Source organism: Winogradskyella undariae, assembly GCF_013285155.1.
GTDB classification, from domain to species: Bacteria; Bacteroidota; Bacteroidia; order Flavobacteriales; family Flavobacteriaceae; genus Winogradskyella; species Winogradskyella undariae.
Window position 1 is genome coordinate 124,618 of record NZ_JABTEL010000004.1, and the last position, 16,322, is coordinate 140,939.

At 33.0% G+C, this 16,322-nt stretch carries 16 protein-coding genes; 9 read left to right on the top strand and 7 right to left on the bottom strand.

The features are described 5' to 3' along the window. The first annotated feature begins 957 nt into the window (after positions 1-957). Complete coding sequence (locus HSX10_RS07045; RefSeq protein WP_173587508.1) at positions 958-1,968, top strand: helix-turn-helix transcriptional regulator; 1,011 nt, start codon at positions 958-960, stop codon at positions 1,966-1,968. On the opposite strand, the gene HSX10_RS07050 is transcribed toward HSX10_RS07045, so the two are convergent. The 6 genes from HSX10_RS07050 to HSX10_RS07075 form a co-directional block, all read right to left on the bottom strand. After that, the gene (locus HSX10_RS07050) at positions 1,947-2,861 is read right to left on the bottom strand and encodes an ABC transporter ATP-binding protein (RefSeq protein WP_173587509.1); all 915 of its coding nucleotides are present in this window, start codon (positions 2,859-2,861) and stop codon (positions 1,947-1,949) included. The genes HSX10_RS07045 and HSX10_RS07050 overlap by 22 nt on opposite strands. Before the next feature lie 131 nt (positions 2,862-2,992). Continuing rightward, positions 2,993-5,143, bottom strand: coding sequence for a prolyl oligopeptidase family serine peptidase (locus HSX10_RS07055; RefSeq protein ID WP_173587510.1), 2,151 nt, complete (start codon positions 5,141-5,143; stop codon positions 2,993-2,995). Positions 5,144-5,319: 176 nt separating this feature from the next. Further along, positions 5,320-6,309 carry an aspartate-semialdehyde dehydrogenase gene (locus tag HSX10_RS07060; RefSeq protein WP_173587511.1) on the bottom strand — a complete coding sequence of 330 codons (990 nt, stop codon included), beginning with the start codon at positions 6,307-6,309 and terminating at the stop codon, positions 5,320-5,322. Between the two features lie 284 nt (positions 6,310-6,593). Further along, positions 6,594-6,995 carry a large conductance mechanosensitive channel protein MscL gene (mscL, locus tag HSX10_RS07065; RefSeq protein WP_173587512.1) on the bottom strand — a complete coding sequence of 134 codons (402 nt, stop codon included), beginning with the start codon at positions 6,993-6,995 and terminating at the stop codon, positions 6,594-6,596. An 83-nt stretch (positions 6,996-7,078) separates the two neighbouring features. Continuing rightward, complete coding sequence (gene alr, locus HSX10_RS07070) at positions 7,079-8,185, bottom strand: alanine racemase (RefSeq protein WP_173587513.1); 1,107 nt, start codon at positions 8,183-8,185, stop codon at positions 7,079-7,081. After that, entirely contained in the window at positions 8,178-8,822 is a 645-nt protein-coding gene (locus HSX10_RS07075; RefSeq protein ID WP_173587514.1) for a thymidine kinase, read from the bottom strand. The genes alr and HSX10_RS07075 overlap by 8 nt, the downstream gene beginning before the upstream one ends. Positions 8,823-9,010: 188 nt before the next feature. Between HSX10_RS07075 and HSX10_RS07080 the strand changes: the two genes are divergently transcribed. The 6 genes from HSX10_RS07080 (at position 9,011) to HSX10_RS07105 (ending at position 13,247) form a co-directional block, all read left to right on the top strand. Beyond that, a complete protein-coding gene (locus HSX10_RS07080) occupies positions 9,011-9,799 on the top strand; it encodes a DUF8457 domain-containing protein (RefSeq protein ID WP_173587515.1) in 789 nt (262 codons plus the stop codon). Further along, positions 9,799-10,155: a DoxX family protein gene (locus HSX10_RS07085; RefSeq protein WP_173587516.1), complete on the top strand. Its 357-nt coding sequence runs from the start codon at positions 9,799-9,801 to the stop codon at positions 10,153-10,155. The genes HSX10_RS07080 and HSX10_RS07085 overlap by 1 nt, the downstream gene beginning before the upstream one ends. A gap of 41 nt (positions 10,156-10,196) precedes the next feature. Beyond that, positions 10,197-10,871, top strand: a complete 675-nt coding sequence (gene rsmI / locus HSX10_RS07090; protein WP_173587517.1) for a 16S rRNA (cytidine(1402)-2'-O)-methyltransferase — start codon at positions 10,197-10,199, stop codon at positions 10,869-10,871. 4 nt (positions 10,872-10,875) lie between these two features. Further along, entirely contained in the window at positions 10,876-11,220 is a 345-nt protein-coding gene (locus HSX10_RS07095; RefSeq protein ID WP_173587518.1) for a HopJ type III effector protein, read from the top strand. Positions 11,221-11,309: 89 nt separating this feature from the next. Next, positions 11,310-12,671: a dihydrolipoyl dehydrogenase family protein gene (locus tag HSX10_RS07100; RefSeq protein ID WP_173587519.1), complete on the top strand. Its 1,362-nt coding sequence runs from the start codon at positions 11,310-11,312 to the stop codon at positions 12,669-12,671. Positions 12,672-12,674: 3 nt separating this feature from the next. Beyond that, entirely contained in the window at positions 12,675-13,247 is a 573-nt protein-coding gene (locus HSX10_RS07105; RefSeq protein WP_173587520.1) for a uracil-DNA glycosylase family protein, read from the top strand. A gap of 88 nt (positions 13,248-13,335) precedes the next feature. Here HSX10_RS07105 and HSX10_RS07110 read toward each other — a convergent pair whose 3' ends face one another. Beyond that, on the bottom strand, positions 13,336-13,938 hold the full coding sequence (locus HSX10_RS07110) for a carboxymuconolactone decarboxylase family protein (RefSeq protein WP_173587521.1): 603 nt from the start codon (positions 13,936-13,938) through the stop codon (positions 13,336-13,338). A gap of 109 nt (positions 13,939-14,047) precedes the next feature. Here HSX10_RS07110 and HSX10_RS07115 point away from each other — a divergent pair, with 109 nt between their 5' ends. Continuing rightward, positions 14,048-14,464 carry an OsmC family protein gene (locus HSX10_RS07115; protein WP_173587522.1) on the top strand — a complete coding sequence of 139 codons (417 nt, stop codon included), beginning with the start codon at positions 14,048-14,050 and terminating at the stop codon, positions 14,462-14,464. A 104-nt stretch (positions 14,465-14,568) separates the two neighbouring features. Beyond that, on the top strand, positions 14,569-16,284 hold the full coding sequence (recJ, locus tag HSX10_RS07120; RefSeq protein ID WP_173587523.1) for a single-stranded-DNA-specific exonuclease RecJ: 1,716 nt from the start codon (positions 14,569-14,571) through the stop codon (positions 16,282-16,284). The last annotated feature ends 38 nt before the right edge of the window (positions 16,285-16,322 follow it).

Here is a 16,322-nt window from a genome sequence, read left to right on the forward strand (position 1 = left end):
TGTTTTTTGTCTGTTTTGGTGATTCCAATAATTACTTCGAATTAGGAATCGGTTTCTATGTGAATTGTGTGTGTTTCATTTTAAAATTGTTTTAATAATTCTTACGTAAAACTATACGAGACGTTTCGACTGCGCTCAACGTGACATATAGGATCAGTTTTAATTTTTTACTGTTTGTGGAAAGATGTTTAGCAGAATCGCTAATTGTGGAAAACAAAAAATCCGAAACAGTGTTTAACTGGCTTCGGATTTCTCATTTATAAATTTGAAAAGTTTATCTAACGATAATCACGAAGCATCACAAAAGGCAGAATTCCTTTTGGATTGTTTTGATATGTTATACATAAACTCATAGTTTCTAATTTTTAATTCTATTTCTATTTTGGTTGTGCTTAGCAAGCTTTTCTTGGGTACATTCTATGAAAATATATTTTCATTTCAGTAATGCTTAGCGACTAATTTGGAATATTATTCCGCTGCAAATATAAAGGGATATTTTTGAACTATCCAAATTATATTTAAACATATTTTATTGTTAATCAAGTATTTACGTCGAATTTAAAATAAGTTATCCCTGTCCGCAAATGGCAGATTATCTAACAAATTGAAGTGTAGTTATTTGCGTTTTAGGCATGCATAATTATCAACTTGAAAAAAATTAATAAAAAAAGCATCCTTTTTTAAGAGGATGCTTTTTTAAACTTGAATATTTTAGTTTTATCTATTTCTCTACACTACAGAAATAGCTTTTCAGCATCCTATATTTTGATTTATGTAGTATCATAGATTTATTGTTTTAGTTATTTATTAGTGCAAATATGGCAATTTTTTTTGAAATGAAAAGTTTCAGCAACTACGTAATCCTTTTGCGTATTGTTTTTTTCGTTTAAATTTATAGTTTTAGACTTGCTAGGTTTTTAAAACCTGCTAAGTCTTAGTATAAAATGATTTAGCAATATGGCAGTAAACAAAAACGCATTAATTAGATATAAAACCATTGATAAGTGTCTTCAAAATCAGTTTAAAAAATGGACGCTCAACGACCTAATTGAAGCGGTTTCAGATGCGCTTTACGAATATGAAGGCAAAGATGTTGATGTTAGCAAACGTACCGTTCAGTTAGATTTACAAATGATGCGAAGCGATAAGCTAGGTTACAATGCCCCAATTGTGGTTTACGATCGTAAGTTTTATAAGTATGAAGATGCGGACTATAGTATTATTAATATTCCTGTAACGGATAAAGATATCAAAGTAATGAATGAAGCCATTCAGTTACTGAGGCAGTTTAAAGATTTTTCGCTATTTAAAGAAATGGATGGTGTTTTACAGCGTTTAGAAGACTCTGTAAATTCATCGCAAAAAGATAAACGAGCGATCATTCATTTAGATAAAAACGAACAGCTAAAAGGTCTTGAATTTATTGATACTTTATACGAGGCTATTCAAACAAAAAAGGTGATTGAAATATCTTATCAATCTTTTAAAGCCCGTGAGGCTAGTGTGCAGAAAGCGCATCCACAATTACTAAAAGAATTCAATAATCGCTGGTTTTTATTAGCAAGTCAAAACGGAAAATTTATCACTTTCGCATTAGACCGAATGAACGAAATTGTAATACTTGAAAATGAGAATTATGAAGATTTTAAAATTGATGGTGACCACTATTACAAAGACGTTGTTGGTGTTACAGTTTCAAACTCTAGAGCAGAACGCATTCAGTTTAAAATAGACAACAAAAATGCACCTTATGTAATTACAAAGCCCTTCCATGCATCGCAACGCATCATTGAAAAAACAAATAATGGTGTGATTTTTAACATTTTTGTTCAGATTAATTTTGAATTAGAGCGTCTCATTTTAGGTTTTGGTGATAGTATTGAAGTTTTAAAACCTCTAAAATTGCGTAATAGAATGCTTAAAAAACTAAAAACTTCAGTAAAAAATTATAAAGAGATTGAAAATTGAATTTCCAATCCTTTTTCTAATTCAACACCATGCTCAATAAATAGTGATTCAGATTTGTAATCTACTTCAATTAACCAAGAATTCCCTTTAAAATAAGCTCTTCTAACAATCGCTTTAAAATTAGAGTCTTTTACAATTTTAATTTGATGTTCGTAAACAATCCCGTAAGGGTCAATAACATTAAACTCAGCAAAAAAGGAAGCAATTAAAGGAAGTTGTGGGTTTTTGTATAAATTTTGAGGCGTATCTTTAGCTATAATTTTAGACTCATCTAAGACTATAATTTCATCTGCAAATCCAAGAACATCATTTCTGTCGTGCGTAGCAACAATACAAGCAATACTATTCGCTTTTAGATAATTAAACACATTACGTCTAAGTCCTTGTTTCTGAAAATTATCGATATGACTAAAAGGCTCGTCTAACAATAAAATCTCAGGTTGCTTAGCTAATGCCCTAGCAATCGCTACACGTTGTTTTTGACCACCACTTAACATTCTAACTTTAGTATTAGCAAAAGCTTCAAGCTCTACAACCTCTATAAGTTCTTTGGTACGTCTCTGCTTTTCTTCGGGGTAAAAATTAGAAAGAAATTTTCCAATATTCTCTGCAACCGTCGTTACTGGCATTAAATCAAATTCTTGGCTAACTGACTTCATAAACTCATAACCAACAACCAAATTATATTTTGGACCTAAGATTTCTTCATCTTTCCAAAAAATCTGACCTTTATCTAAATCATACTCCCCATAAATAAGTTTTAGAAGCGTACTCTTTCCCGAGCCACTTTCACCTATAATAGCGAGATTTTCTCCAGCTTTAACATTAAAGTCAATTGCATTTAAAACCTTAGTTTTAGAATATCCGAAAGTGATGTTTTTTACTTTAAGCATTTTACAAAAATACTATATCATTAAAGAATCAGCATAAAAAAACCGCTTGATTTCTCAAACGGTTTTTAATATTATTATTAAAGGCAATTGTAATTTAAACTTGAGCCCTTGATAAATTTACAATCTAACTTTTAATTCATTTTTACTGGCAAAACTTTAAAACCCATGTTATAAAGTGTAAAACCATAAATATCAGCATACTGCTCTATTGTCTTACTAACAGGAGTACCAGCACCATGACCAGCATCGGTCTCAATTCTTATTAAAGTTGGATTATCTCCTGTCTGTTTACTCTGTAATTCAGCAGCAAATTTAAAGCTGTGTGCAGGTACCACTCTATCGTCATGATCACCAGTAGTAACAAGTGTTGCAGGATATTGTGCTCCTTCTTTTACATTATGAACTGGAGAATATCCTTTTAAATATTCAAACATTTCTTTATTATCTTCTGCAGTTCCGTAATCATAAGCCCAACCAGCACCAGCAGTAAATGTGTGGTAACGTAACATGTCTAAAACACCAACTGCAGGTAAAGCTACTTTCATTAATTCTGGTCGTTGCGTCATTGTTGCCCCAACCAATAAACCTCCGTTAGACCCCCCTCTAATCGCTAAGAAATCTGATGATGTATACTTTTCTGAAATAAGATATTCTGCAGCGGCAATAAAATCATCAAACACATTTTGTTTTTGAAGCTTTGTCCCTGCATTATGCCATGATTTTCCGTATTCTCCACCACCTCTTAAATTAGCAACAGCATAAACACCACCTTGTTCCATCCAAACAGCATTTGCAATACTAAAACTAGGCGTTAAGCTAATATTAAAACCACCATATCCATATAAAATAGTTGGGTTTTTGCCATTAAGCTCTAATCCTTTTTTACAAGTAATAATCATCGGAACTTTAGTCCCATCCTTAGATTCATAAAAAACTTGTTTGCTTTCGTAATCTTCTGGATTAAAATCAATACTTGGTTTTGTATATAACGCTGATGTTCCTTTTTCTATATCATAATTATAGATACTTCCAGGAGTAACATAATTAGTAAATGAATAGTAAAGCTCTTTTTCATCTTTCTTTGCTGTAAAACCTCCTACAGTTCCTATTCCTGGTAACCCAACTTCTCTTATTAACTTACCATCGTAATCATATTGTAATACTTTTGAAACAGCATCTACCATATAATTAGCAAAAAAGTAACCACCACCTGTTGAAGGCGTTAATACGTTTTCTGTTTCTGGAATAAAATCAATCCAATTTTCTGGACTAGGATCTGAAACATCAACGGTTACTATCTTTTGATTTGGAGCATCTAAATTTGTCATGATGTAGAGTTTAGACCCTACATTTTCTATGATATTAGAATCCGAATCCGTATGACCTAATATTTCTACTAAAGGCGCATTAGGAATGGTTAAATCTTTTATATAAAGTTTGTTTCCTGAAGTTGAAACACGAGGCGTAATTACTAAATAATGATCATCATCTGTAACCATACCATAAATGTAACGGTGTTTTTCTTCAGCCGTACCGCCATAAATTAATTGATCTTCCGATTGTTTTGTTCCTAATTTGTGGTAATAAACTTTATGTTGATCAGTTTTTGCAGATAATTCACTCCCCACGGGTTTATCATAACTAGAATAATAAAACCCTTCATTTTTATACCAAGACATGCCACTAAATTTGATATCAACCAAAGTATCTTCAATAATTTCTTTAGTTTCAGTATTCATGATTAGAATTTTTCTCCAATCACTTCCTCCTTCAGAAATCGCATAAGCTAAGGTTTTACCATCTTTTGAAAAACTTGTACCTCCTAAAGAAATAGTACCATCTTCCTTAAACGTATTTGGATCTAAAAATACCTCTGCGGTACTTGGATCATCACCTGTTTGATATCTATAAATGACATATTGGTTTTGTAAGCCGTCATTTTTTTGATAGTAGGTATAATCTCCTTCTACGAATGGAGACCCTATTTTTTCGTAATTCCAAAGTTTCGTTAATCGTTTTTTTAATTCTTCTCGATAAGGAATACTATCTAAATACTCAAATGTAGTTTCGTTTTGTGCCTTAACCCAAGCCTCAGTCTCTTCACTTCTATCATCTTCTAACCAACGGTAAGGATCTGCAACTGCTTCACCAAAATAAGTATCTACAGTGTCTGCTTTATGGGTTTGAGGGTAATCTATTGCTTTTGTTTTCACGGCTTTGTTTTCATTTTCACAAGACACAAGCATATTAAATGCTAAAATTGTAAAGATTATTTTTTTCATAATTTAGTTTTTTGAAATAAAATATCATCTCCTCAAATATAAGGTTTTAGTGATTTGATAATTATAAAAAACTAAAACTTGTTGTAAAAAAAATAGCAAAAAATTTAGACCAACTTTAAAATGAATAAAGTTGAAATATCTAAATTTCTTGCTATTAAAAGATGTACTATGACTCGCTACACTAAATCATTTTTAATAAGATATTCTGCTATTTGAACAGTGTTAGTTGCCGCTCCTTTTCTAAGATTATCACTTACAACCCAAAGATTTAAAGTGTTAGGTTGAGAAGCATCTCGTCTAATACGTCCCACAAAAACATCATCTTTACCATGTGCATACATTGGCATAGGATAAAGGTTTTCATCTAAATTATCTTGTAACGTAACACCATCTGTTTCACTAAGTAATGTTTTAACATCGTTAACATCAAAATCAGATTCAAACTCTACATTAATAGATTCACTGTGTCCACCAGCAGTTGGAATTCTAACTGCTGTTGCCGTTACAGCAATAGAGTCGTCACAAAGAATTTTGCGCGTTTCATTTACCAATTTCATTTCTTCTTTGGTATATCCATTTTCTTCAAAAACATCACATTGTGGAATTGCGTTTTTATGAATTGGGTAAGGATAAGCCATATCACCTTCTTTACCTGCTATTTCATTCTCCATTTGTTCTACCGCTTTTACACCTGTACCAGATACAGACTGATATGTAGAAATAACAAGACGTTTAATTTTATATTTTTTATGAAGTGGTGCTAATGCCATTACCATTTGAATGGTAGAGCAATTTGGGTTCGCTATAATTTTATCTGTTTTAGATAATTCACCTGCATTAATTTCCGGAACTATTAATTTTTTAGAACCATCCATTCTCCATGCCGAAGAATTATCGATAACCGTTGTCCCAACCTCAGCAAATTTTGGTGCCCATTCTAAAGATGTACCTCCTCCAGCAGAAAACAAAGCAATATCGGGACGTGCTTCAATAGCTGTAGGAATACTAATTACCTTAATATCCTTTCCTTTATATTTTAATATCTTACCTGCAGAACGCTCTGAAGCTACCAATAATAATTCATCTAAAGGGAAATTACGTTCCTCTAATACTTTAAGCATTACGTTGCCAACCATACCTGTTGCACCTACAATTGCTACTTTCATACGTTTCAATTTAATATTTCTTAAAAATCTAATGTTACATCTACCACTTATTTTTTATAAGTGACTAATTTTTAGCTCTAAATGCTTCACAAAACACAAAGCTAAGATATCAAAATTAGAATATTTCTTTTACTAATTAGAGTAATTTAGTCTTAAAAATCTGATAAAAATAAAGGGTACTATTTATCGGATATGCATTACAAAATATTACAACAAAGAAAACCCAGACTTTTACAGTCTGGGTTTGATTAAAATAATAGTGTAGCGATGAAGCTATACGTATTTTATTTTTTTAATGAATCTCTGATTTCTTTTAATAAATCAAGTTCAGTTGGTCCTGCAGGCGCAGCTGGTGCAGGCTCTTCTTTCTTCTTCATATTATTAACTCCTTTTACAACAAGGAACATAACAAATGCTACAATGATAAAGTCAATAACGTTAGTTAAGAATGTACCATATTCTAAGAAAACATCACCAACCATTTCGCCAGCGTCATTTAAAGTTCCCTCTTTTAATTGGTACCTCAACGCTTTAAAGTCTGAGTCGAAAATCATACCAATTAATGGAGATACAATACCTCCTGTAAATGCAGTAACTACTTCTTTAAAAGCAGCACCCATTACAAAACCAACAGCAATGTCTATAAGGTTGCCCTTCATTGCAAATTCTTTGAATTCTTTTAACATAATTTAGTTTTTAATTTTTAGTTAGGCTATTAATTAAGACACCAAGTTAATAAAAAAGTCACAAGAAGTTAACAAAAAGATTATTACGGTATAAAAACGCGTTTAATACGTTGCGATAATGCTGTTAGAATTTCATAAGAAATTGTACCTGCAGATTCCGCAAGATCATTAACTTTATGAGTGGCATCGAAGACAATTACCTCATCACCTTCTTTACAGTGAATGTCAGTAACATCTACCATAATCATGTCCATACACACATTACCAATGATATATGCTTTTTCTCCATTTATAAATACAAATCCTTTTTTGTTGCCATAAATACGACTGATACCATCAGCATGACCAATTGGGATTGTAGCAATTCTTTCGTTATTATTTGAAGTATAAGCCCTATTATAACCGACAGATTTCCCTTTTTCAACATCATGAATTTGAGAAACAACCGATTTCAAACTAGCAATAGGCTTAAAATTTTTATCTTCTTCTTCCGAATTCCCAAAACCATAGAGTCCAATTCCACTTCGCACCATATTGAAATGCGCTTCAGGATAATTAATAATTCCTGAAGTATTACATAAATGTAACCAAGGCTCCGTTCCTGATTTTGTTTTAAAATTTTCGGTTATAGATTTGAAGGTTTTTATTTGTTGCTCTGTAAAATCTTTTTCTTCAAGATCTTCACTCGCTGCCAAATGAGAAAATAATGATTTTGCTTGTACGGCTGTAGTCGCTTTTAATTGAGACACAATAGACTCGACATCCTTCTCGTCAAACCCTAAACGATTTAAACCTGTATTGAATTTAATATGAACAGGGTAATTTTTCTGACCACGTTGTTCTGCTACAGCTATAAAATCGTTTAATAGTCTAGCGCTATAAATACTAGGCTCTAAACATCTATCAATTAAAGTTTCTGCATTTAAAGACTGCGGATGCAAAACCAAAATAGGTGTTGTAACTCCTGCATCTCTTAAAGCAATACCTTCTTGGGTGTATGCAACAGCAAAATAATCGGCACCTAATTTTTGAAGATGCTTTGCCAATTCTACAGAATCACTTCCGTAGGCATAAGCTTTTACTACCGCTAAAAACTTAGTTTCTGGCTGTAATTTAGATTTTAAGTAGTTGTAATTTTGAGTTAATGCACTTAAATCAATTTCGAGAACTGTTTCCTGCGCTTTAGGCATTATCGTCTTCTTTAGAGTCCATTTCCTTTGCATCATTTACATTAAGCTGCCTTAATTTATCTCTTTGAATACTTTTATAATACGCTGCTCTACTTAAGGGTTCATATTCATCAACTTCACCAAGTAAAACTAACTCATCACTAAGCGTTTTTCTATGACTATATTGTGCTAAATTTCCTGTTTTTGTACAAACCGCATGCACCTTAGTAACGTATTCTGCTGTTGCCATAAGATTAGGCATAGGTCCAAAAGGGTTACCTTTAAAATCCATATCTAAACCCGCAACGATAACTCGGATTCCTTTGTTTGCTAAATCATTACAAACACGTACAATTTCATCATCAAAGAATTGCGCTTCATCAATACCAACCACATCACAACCGTCTGCTAATATTGGAATATTTGCAGCAGCAGGAACTGGTGTAGAGCGAATTTCATTAGCATCGTGAGAAACAACCATTTCTTCGTCGTAACGCACATCTACAGCGGGTTTGAAAATTTCAACTTTTTGTTTTGCAAATTGGGCACGTTTTAACCGACGAATTAATTCTTCCGTTTTACCGGAAAACATAGATCCGCAGATGACTTCAATCCACCCAAATTGTTCTTTCTGATTTACTGTATTTTCGAGAAACATTTTGTAATTTTAGCACTAAATCAAAGATCGATCTTCGATTTTATAAAGGTGAGACAAATTTATTAAAAAATAGAAAGCAAAACTTACGAAAAGAAAATAAAGAGACTATATTCCTCTTTTATTTGGTGTAAGAATTGATTTTCAAAACTAAAAAATGCTAAAGTGCTTCATTATAAAAATTTAGAACTATGAAAAAGAAATTAGAATCAGAATTAGTAAGTATTGCCCATAGGATTCTAAAATTAACAGGCAGAGAAGACATCAATAAACTTCACGAAGAAGTTGCTGTGCTCTATGAGAAACTGACGGTTTTAAAATTTGCAAAAGATAACTTTGAAGACAGACTTCCAACAATTGGTCATGATTCTTCTTTTTTCGACATGTTAGAAACCGCTTTCAACAATAAATATAGTGACAACATAGAAATTGAAGATAAGACTTATGTTCATTTAGATGAAACCGAAGATGAGGCAATAATGGAACCTGTGATGACTAAGATTAAAGACTTAGTATCTCATATGCCCGATGAAGAGGTTAAAGAAAAACCTGTAGTTGAAAAAATACCAACACCAGAAAAAGTCTTACCAGAAGAAACCGAAACACAACAATCTTCAATTGAGTTTGAAACCATTACTTCTGGTTTTGATAAAATACCAGAATTTGAACCTATTGAAGAAGCACAAAAGCGTGAAGTTGAAATAAACGAAGTAGAATCAACAAACAAATCATTAAACGATAAACTGAAAGGGCAAAACTTAAAAGTAGGACTTAACGACAAATTAGCTTTTATTAAACATTTATTTGAAGGAGAAAGTGAAGATTATGATCGTGTAATTTCTCAAATTAATACCACAGCAACTTTACCAGAAGCTAAATCTTTAATTATAGAAATGGTAAAACCAGACTATAATAATTGGAAAGGAAAAGAAGAATATGAAGAACGTTTTCTTCAACTAATTGAAGGAAAATTTAATTAATGAGAATCAAACAAATTATTTATTGGTTTTGTACAGTATTATTATGCTTAATTTTTCTGTATTCAGCACAGATGTATCTGTTAAACACAGAAATGACAAAAGGTTATTTTGAAAGTCTAAACTATCCTAGTTATTTTGTTATTCCACTCGCTATTTTAAAACTTCTTGGTATTGCAATGGTTTTATGGCGAAAAAGTAAGTGGCTTACAGAATGGGCTTATGCTGGCTTCTTCTTTGATTTAGTTTTAGCAACTGCAGCACACCATTATGCTGGTCATGGTATTTTTGGCTTTTCATTTTACGGATTAGTAGTCCTTTTTCCGTCCTACTTTTTAGGTAAATATTTAAGAGACTAGATAATAATTATAAAATATTCTCGATTTCGCGAGAAATAAATATGAGTAAACTTTACTTAGTACCGACACCAATTGGAAATTTAAAAGATATCACTTTTAGAGCTGTCGAGGTTTTAAAAGAAGTAGATTTAATTTTAGCCGAAGACACTAGAACTTCAGGTAAACTTTTAAAGCATTTTGAAATTACCACACATATGCAAAGTCACCATATGCATAACGAGCATAAAACGGTTGACCATTTAATAGAAAAACTTAAAGCAGGATTAACAATAGCTGTGATTAGTGATGCAGGAACACCTGCTATTTCCGACCCAGGGTTTCTACTAGTAAGAGCTTGTGTAGAACATCATATAGAAGTGGATTGCCTACCTGGCGCAACCGCATTTGTACCCGCTTTGGTTAATAGCGGATTACCAAACGATAAGTTTGTTTTTGAAGGTTTTCTTCCTGTTAAAAAAGGAAGACAAACAAGACTGTTACTTTTAGCAGAAGAAACAAGAACTATTATTTTTTACGAAAGTCCACACAAGTTAATTAAAACCCTAGGTCATTTTTGCGAATATTTTGGTGAAGACCGATTGGTTTCTGTTTCTAGAGAAATTACTAAACTTTACGAAGAAACCATAAGAGGAACCGCAAAAGAAGTCTTAGAACATTATACCAACAAACCACCAAAAGGCGAAATTGTAATTGTTGTAGACGGAAAACATAAATAGAAATATGACTTTAGAAGATTTTTTAGCCAAACTTAAATCGAGTCCAAAACAGATTGCGTTTTCTGAAACAATGGCCGTAATAGAAACCTATTACCAATTTACACCAACCGCTTTCACCAATGGAACTATAGAAAATGCTGTAGATCAAAATTCAGGATCTTGTAAATTGTTTGCCTTTGCTGTAGATCAGAATTTAACAAAAGAAGAAACCTTAGCTTGTTTTGGAACTTATTATTTTGAAGATGTTTTAATAAATCCAACAGGAGCAGGACATCAAAATATTAGAAATTTTATAACAACAGGTTTTACGGGTTTACATTTTGAAATCTTTCCTTTAAAAAAGAAATAACCCATTTTTCGTAATTGGGTTAATCTTTACCTCATCAGCATCAGTCTTTCCCGCTTAGTTTCCATAATTTTCTATTTCAAAATAAAACTATGGAAACTATACATTACGACGTATTTGTAATTGGAAGTGGTATTGCCGGACAAACCGCAGCAAAAGCTTGTATTGCAGCCGGAAAAACAGTTGCTATTTCAGATAAACGAGAATTTGGCGGTACTTGCGCCACAAGAGGTTGCGATCCTAAAAAAGTATTAATGCAATTTGCCGATTTAGAGCAAAAAGCTAAGCAACTTGAAAGTTTAGGGATTAAAAATGGACCCAAAATTAAATGGAAAGCCGTTCAGAAATTCAAATCTACTTTCACAAAACCTGTTCCTTTATCTACTGAAAATAACTTGGTAGATCTTGGGATTGACTTATACCATCAATCCCCAAAATTCATCAGTAAAAACGAAATTACTGTAGAAGGCAAAACTATTTCTGCTGATAAGTTTGTAATTGCAACAGGTTTTGTACCAAGAACTCTTGAGTTTAAAGGTGCTGAATTTCTACAAACAAGTGATGCTATTTTAAAGTTGAAAAAAATTCCTGAATCAGCCATATTCATTGGTTCGGGTTATGTTGGTATGGAATTTTGCTATATGCTTTCTACAATGGGGTGCAAAGTGACAATGATTGAAATTGGACAACAAGTATTATCACAATTCGATTCGTTTTTAGTCGAAAAACTAACGAAGGTTTTAGAAAAAAGAGGTGTTCAATTTATATACGATGTACAACCTGAAAACATTAAAAAAGGTAAGAAAAACCTAAAACTAACATTTCAAAAAGATGGTAAATCTAAAACTATAAAAGCCAGAAAAGTTTTTAATACTGCTGGACGTGTTCCTGCTATTGAAAAACTAGATTTAGACCAAGCCAATATAAAAGCAGATGAAACTGGTATTTTAGTAAACGACTTTATGCAAAGTACAAGTAATGAAAACGTATATGCTTGTGGCGATGTTTCTAGTAAATCTTTACCCTTAACACCTTTATCTGGGTTGCAAGGCTACATTGCTGGCCACAATATTATAAATGGTAATACTAAAGAATTTGAAAATCCGTTAGTCCCTTCTGTCGTTTTTACACATCCACAATTGGCTACGGTTGGTTATTCTGAAGAAGAAGCTAAAAGTCGTTATAAAAATGTAAAAATTTATAAAGGTGATGCCTCAGAATGGTATAATGCCAAAAAGGAAAACGCAGAAGCTTATGCCTATAAAATAATAGTTAACGAACGTACAGATAAAATTGTAGGTGCTCATTTATTAAGCTCACAAGCCAATGAAACTATTAATGTTTTGACCGTTGCTTTAAATGAAGGTTTAACTACAAATGAATTTAAAAAACAGATCTTTACATATCCATCTTACGCTAGTGATTTAAAAAGCATGCTGAAGGATGAAGAATAAACTATGAAAGACTTACTGCATAACATAAGCCAATGTACTGTTTGCAAAGCACATTTACCATTAGACCCAAGGCCTGTAGTAACAGCAAATAGCAATTCTAAAATTGTAATTATTGGGCAAGCGCCGGGAATTAAGGTTCATGAATCTGGAATTCCTTGGAACGACCAAAGCGGAAAAAGATTAAGAGAATGGCTTAATGTTACAGAAGCGCAATTTTACAATGTTAAAAACTTCGCCATTATACCTATGGGGTTTTGTTATCCAGGAAAAGCAAAAACAGGAGATTTACCTCCACGACCAGAGTGTGCACCAAAATGGCACGATGCATTATTAAATAAAATGCCAAATGTGGAATTGATTATTTTAATTGGTGCTTACGCACAGAAGTATTATTTAAAAGAGAAAGCAAAACGCACATTAACAGAAACCGTTGGGGACTATAAAGAATATTTACCCAAATATTTTCCTATTCCACACCCGTCGCCAACCAATAGATTTTGGAGAAGTAAAAATCCTTGGTTTGAGGAATTGGTTGTTCCTGAATTACGAAAGAAGGTAAAATCACTACTTTCTTAATACTATATATTTAAAATAACACAGAAAAACCTCACTATTTCTAGTAAAGTTTTTTTCTTATTTATTTAAAAAATAAAGTGTTTAAAATCTAATATTCCGATCCATCATGTTTACCAACTTCGTAACCATGTTTTCCTAAATATTTTTCACCACTTTCAACAGCACCTTCTTCAATAGAAGTTCCCATAGAATCATTCCAACGGTTTAAATAACCAAAAAGTGAAATTACCCCCAACATTTCTACAATTTCACCTTCATCCCAATGTTGGTATAAACGTTCTTTTATTTCAGCATTTACGGCATTTGGTACTTGGCTTGCTGCCAAACTAAAATCTAAAGCCGCACGTTCTGCATCGCTAAAAGCAGCGTGCGTCCTGTATTCCCAAATATTATCTAACTGCTCTTGTTCCGCACCATAACGTTCCGCAGCTCTAATGGCGTGCGCTTGGCAATAACGACAACCCGTTGCATTACTACTCACCCAAGCAATCATACGTTTTAAAGCTGAGGTTACTCGCCCTTCATTAGCCATAACGGCTTTATTCAAATTGATAAACGCTTTACTTATTACGGGTCTGCGTTGCATGGTTAAAACCGAATTAGGACAAAACCCAAGGGTTTCATTAAAGAATTCTGCTAACGCTTTGGTTTCTAAATCGTGCTCAGCAGACAAAGGTGTTACTAATGCCATAGTTATTTTTTTAGTAGTATTTTTGAGGTAACTAAGATAGTATTTTAAGATTTAACAAAAATACAGCCTTAAACACTTCAACTATATATAACTTTTAAAATCAGAAATTATGCAACATAAAATCACGACAAATTGGAAAGGTGGATTAACTTTTGAATCTGATAATCCAAGTGGAAAAACGGTCCTTATGGATACAAATATTGAAGGTACCGACCAAAGAAATGGCCTGTCTCCAAAAGCCATGATGCTATCTTCTTTAGCTGGCTGTTCTGGCTTGGATGTTATTTCTACTTTAGATAAAATGAAAGTTGAAATTAAAGATTTTAAAATGGATGTTTCAGGTGAATTAACAGACGAACATCCTAAGTATTACCATACCGTTACTGTGGATTATCATTTTTACGGAGCAGATTCAAACGAAAAAAAATGTGAACGCGCCGTTAATTTATCTGTTGAAAAATACTGTGGCGTTATGGAAATGTTTCGTCGTTTTGCAACTATTGAAACCAATATTCATTTTCATTAAAAAACAAGTCATTTTGAGCGCCGTCGAAGGATTTATGAACCTATTAACATTAGGTCTCTACTGCGCTCGACCAGACATTAAACATCAATTTATTTTAGCTACATATGCGTTGGACATTAAAACCAAAACCACAAGCTTCAAAAGTTGAAGAACTAAAAGCAGCACTTAAAGTAGATGATACCGTTGCAACCTTATTATTACAACGAGATATTGATACTTACGATGCAGCTAAAAAATTCTTTAGACCAAGTTTTGAAGACCTTCACGATCCTTACTTAATGAAAGATATGGATAAAGCTGTTGCACGTATTGAACGCGCCATAACAGCAGGTGAGAACGTGATGGTTTATGGCGATTATGATGTAGACGGAACAACATCTGTAGCCTTAATGTCTACCTATTTAAAAACACGAATAGATAGTATTGCAACTTATATTCCAGACCGCTATGACGAAGGTTACGGCGTATCGTATAAAGGAATTGACTTTGCAGACGATAATGGGTTTTCCTTAATTATAGCACTCGATTGTGGAATTAAAGCCATTGATAAAATAGTCTATGCGAATGAAAAAGGGATTGATTTTATAATTTGTGATCACCATAGACCAGGAGCTGAAATTCCGGATGCTGTTGCCGTTTTAGACCCAAAACGGGAAGATTGCGAATATCCATTTAAAGAATTATGTGGTTGTGGTGTGGGCTTTAAACTGATTACCGCTTTAGCTGCAAACCAAGGACAAACTGCTGAAGATTTAACCGAGTATCTCGATTTGGTCGCTACTGCTGTCGGAGCAGATATTGTACCTATTGTAGATGAAAATAGAGCTTTAGCCTATTTAGGATTACAGGTTATTAACACCAATCCTAGACCAGGAATGAAAGCTATTATCAACCTGGTTAAAAAAGATATTCTTACCATTACAGACGTTGTATTTACCATCGCACCACGTATTAATGCGGCAGGACGAATGAAACATGGTAATTATGCGGTTAGACTATTATCTGAAACCGATTTTAATCTTGCAGAAACTTATGCTTTGGAAATTGAAGATTATAATTCTGACCGAAGAGAAACTGATAAACGTATTACCGAAGAAGCTTTAATTCAAATTGAAGACAACAAAGAACAAGAAGGCTTTACAACCGTTGTTTATGATGAATCTTGGCACAAAGGTGTTATTGGGATTGTGGCTTCACGTTTAATAGAAACGTATTATAGACCCACTTTAGTCTTTACAAAAAGTGGTGATAAATTAGCCGCTTCGGCACGTTCTGTAAAAGGATTTGATGTGTATAATGCACTCGAAGCTTGTTCGGAACATATTGAACAATTTGGTGGTCATAAATATGCGGCAGGTTTAACCTTGCTACCAGAAAATTATGATGCTTTTAAAGCCAAGTTTGAAAGTGTGGTAAAAGAAACCATTGATCCTAAATTATTAATGGAAGAGTTAAAAATAGATTTAGATATTGAACTCGGGGAAATCGATGATAAATTAATGCGAATTCTAAAGCAATTCGCCCCTTTTGGCCCCGGAAATATGTCGCCAACTTTTATGTCGCAAAACTTAAAAGATACAGGTTGGGGGAAATGCGTAGGGGAAGATGATAAACATATTAGACTGACAGCAACGCAATCTTTAAACGCCTGTGCTGAGCAAAGTCGAAGTAATAAGATTGTGTGTATTGGTTTTGGTTTAGGTGATAAAATAGATATCATTAGAGATAAAAAACTATTTAGTGCTGCTTATGCTATTGATGAAAACCATTGGAATGGTACTGTAAGTTTACAATTAAAGTTGAAGGATATAAAAGCATAATGAATATTTTTAAAACCTTGTAGTTATAAAATATACCT

Coding starts and splice junctions, on each gene's coding strand:
- HSX10_RS07055 (WP_173587510.1), bottom strand. CDS start 5,143: ATGAAAAAAATAATCTTTACAATTTTAGCATTTAATATGCTTGTGTCT.
- alr (WP_173587513.1), bottom strand. CDS start 8,185: ATGCCTAAAGCGCAGGAAACAGTTCTCGAAATTGATTTAAGTGCATTA.
- HSX10_RS07085 (WP_173587516.1), top strand. CDS start 9,799: ATGAGAATCAAACAAATTATTTATTGGTTTTGTACAGTATTATTATGC.
- HSX10_RS07110 (WP_173587521.1), bottom strand. CDS start 13,938: ATGGCATTAGTAACACCTTTGTCTGCTGAGCACGATTTAGAAACCAAA.
- rsmI (WP_173587517.1), top strand. CDS start 10,197: ATGAGTAAACTTTACTTAGTACCGACACCAATTGGAAATTTAAAAGAT.
- HSX10_RS07045 (WP_173587508.1), top strand. CDS start 958: ATGGCAGTAAACAAAAACGCATTAATTAGATATAAAACCATTGATAAG.
- HSX10_RS07095 (WP_173587518.1), top strand. CDS start 10,876: ATGACTTTAGAAGATTTTTTAGCCAAACTTAAATCGAGTCCAAAACAG.
- HSX10_RS07060 (WP_173587511.1), bottom strand. CDS start 6,309: ATGAAAGTAGCAATTGTAGGTGCAACAGGTATGGTTGGCAACGTAATG.
- HSX10_RS07100 (WP_173587519.1), top strand. CDS start 11,310: ATGGAAACTATACATTACGACGTATTTGTAATTGGAAGTGGTATTGCC.
- HSX10_RS07105 (WP_173587520.1), top strand. CDS start 12,675: ATGAAAGACTTACTGCATAACATAAGCCAATGTACTGTTTGCAAAGCA.
- HSX10_RS07115 (WP_173587522.1), top strand. CDS start 14,048: ATGCAACATAAAATCACGACAAATTGGAAAGGTGGATTAACTTTTGAA.
- HSX10_RS07075 (WP_173587514.1), bottom strand. CDS start 8,822: ATGTTTCTCGAAAATACAGTAAATCAGAAAGAACAATTTGGGTGGATT.
- recJ (WP_173587523.1), top strand. CDS start 14,569: ATGCGTTGGACATTAAAACCAAAACCACAAGCTTCAAAAGTTGAAGAA.
- HSX10_RS07050 (WP_173587509.1), bottom strand. CDS start 2,861: ATGCTTAAAGTAAAAAACATCACTTTCGGATATTCTAAAACTAAGGTT.
- HSX10_RS07080 (WP_173587515.1), top strand. CDS start 9,011: ATGAAAAAGAAATTAGAATCAGAATTAGTAAGTATTGCCCATAGGATT.
- mscL (WP_173587512.1), bottom strand. CDS start 6,995: ATGTTAAAAGAATTCAAAGAATTTGCAATGAAGGGCAACCTTATAGAC.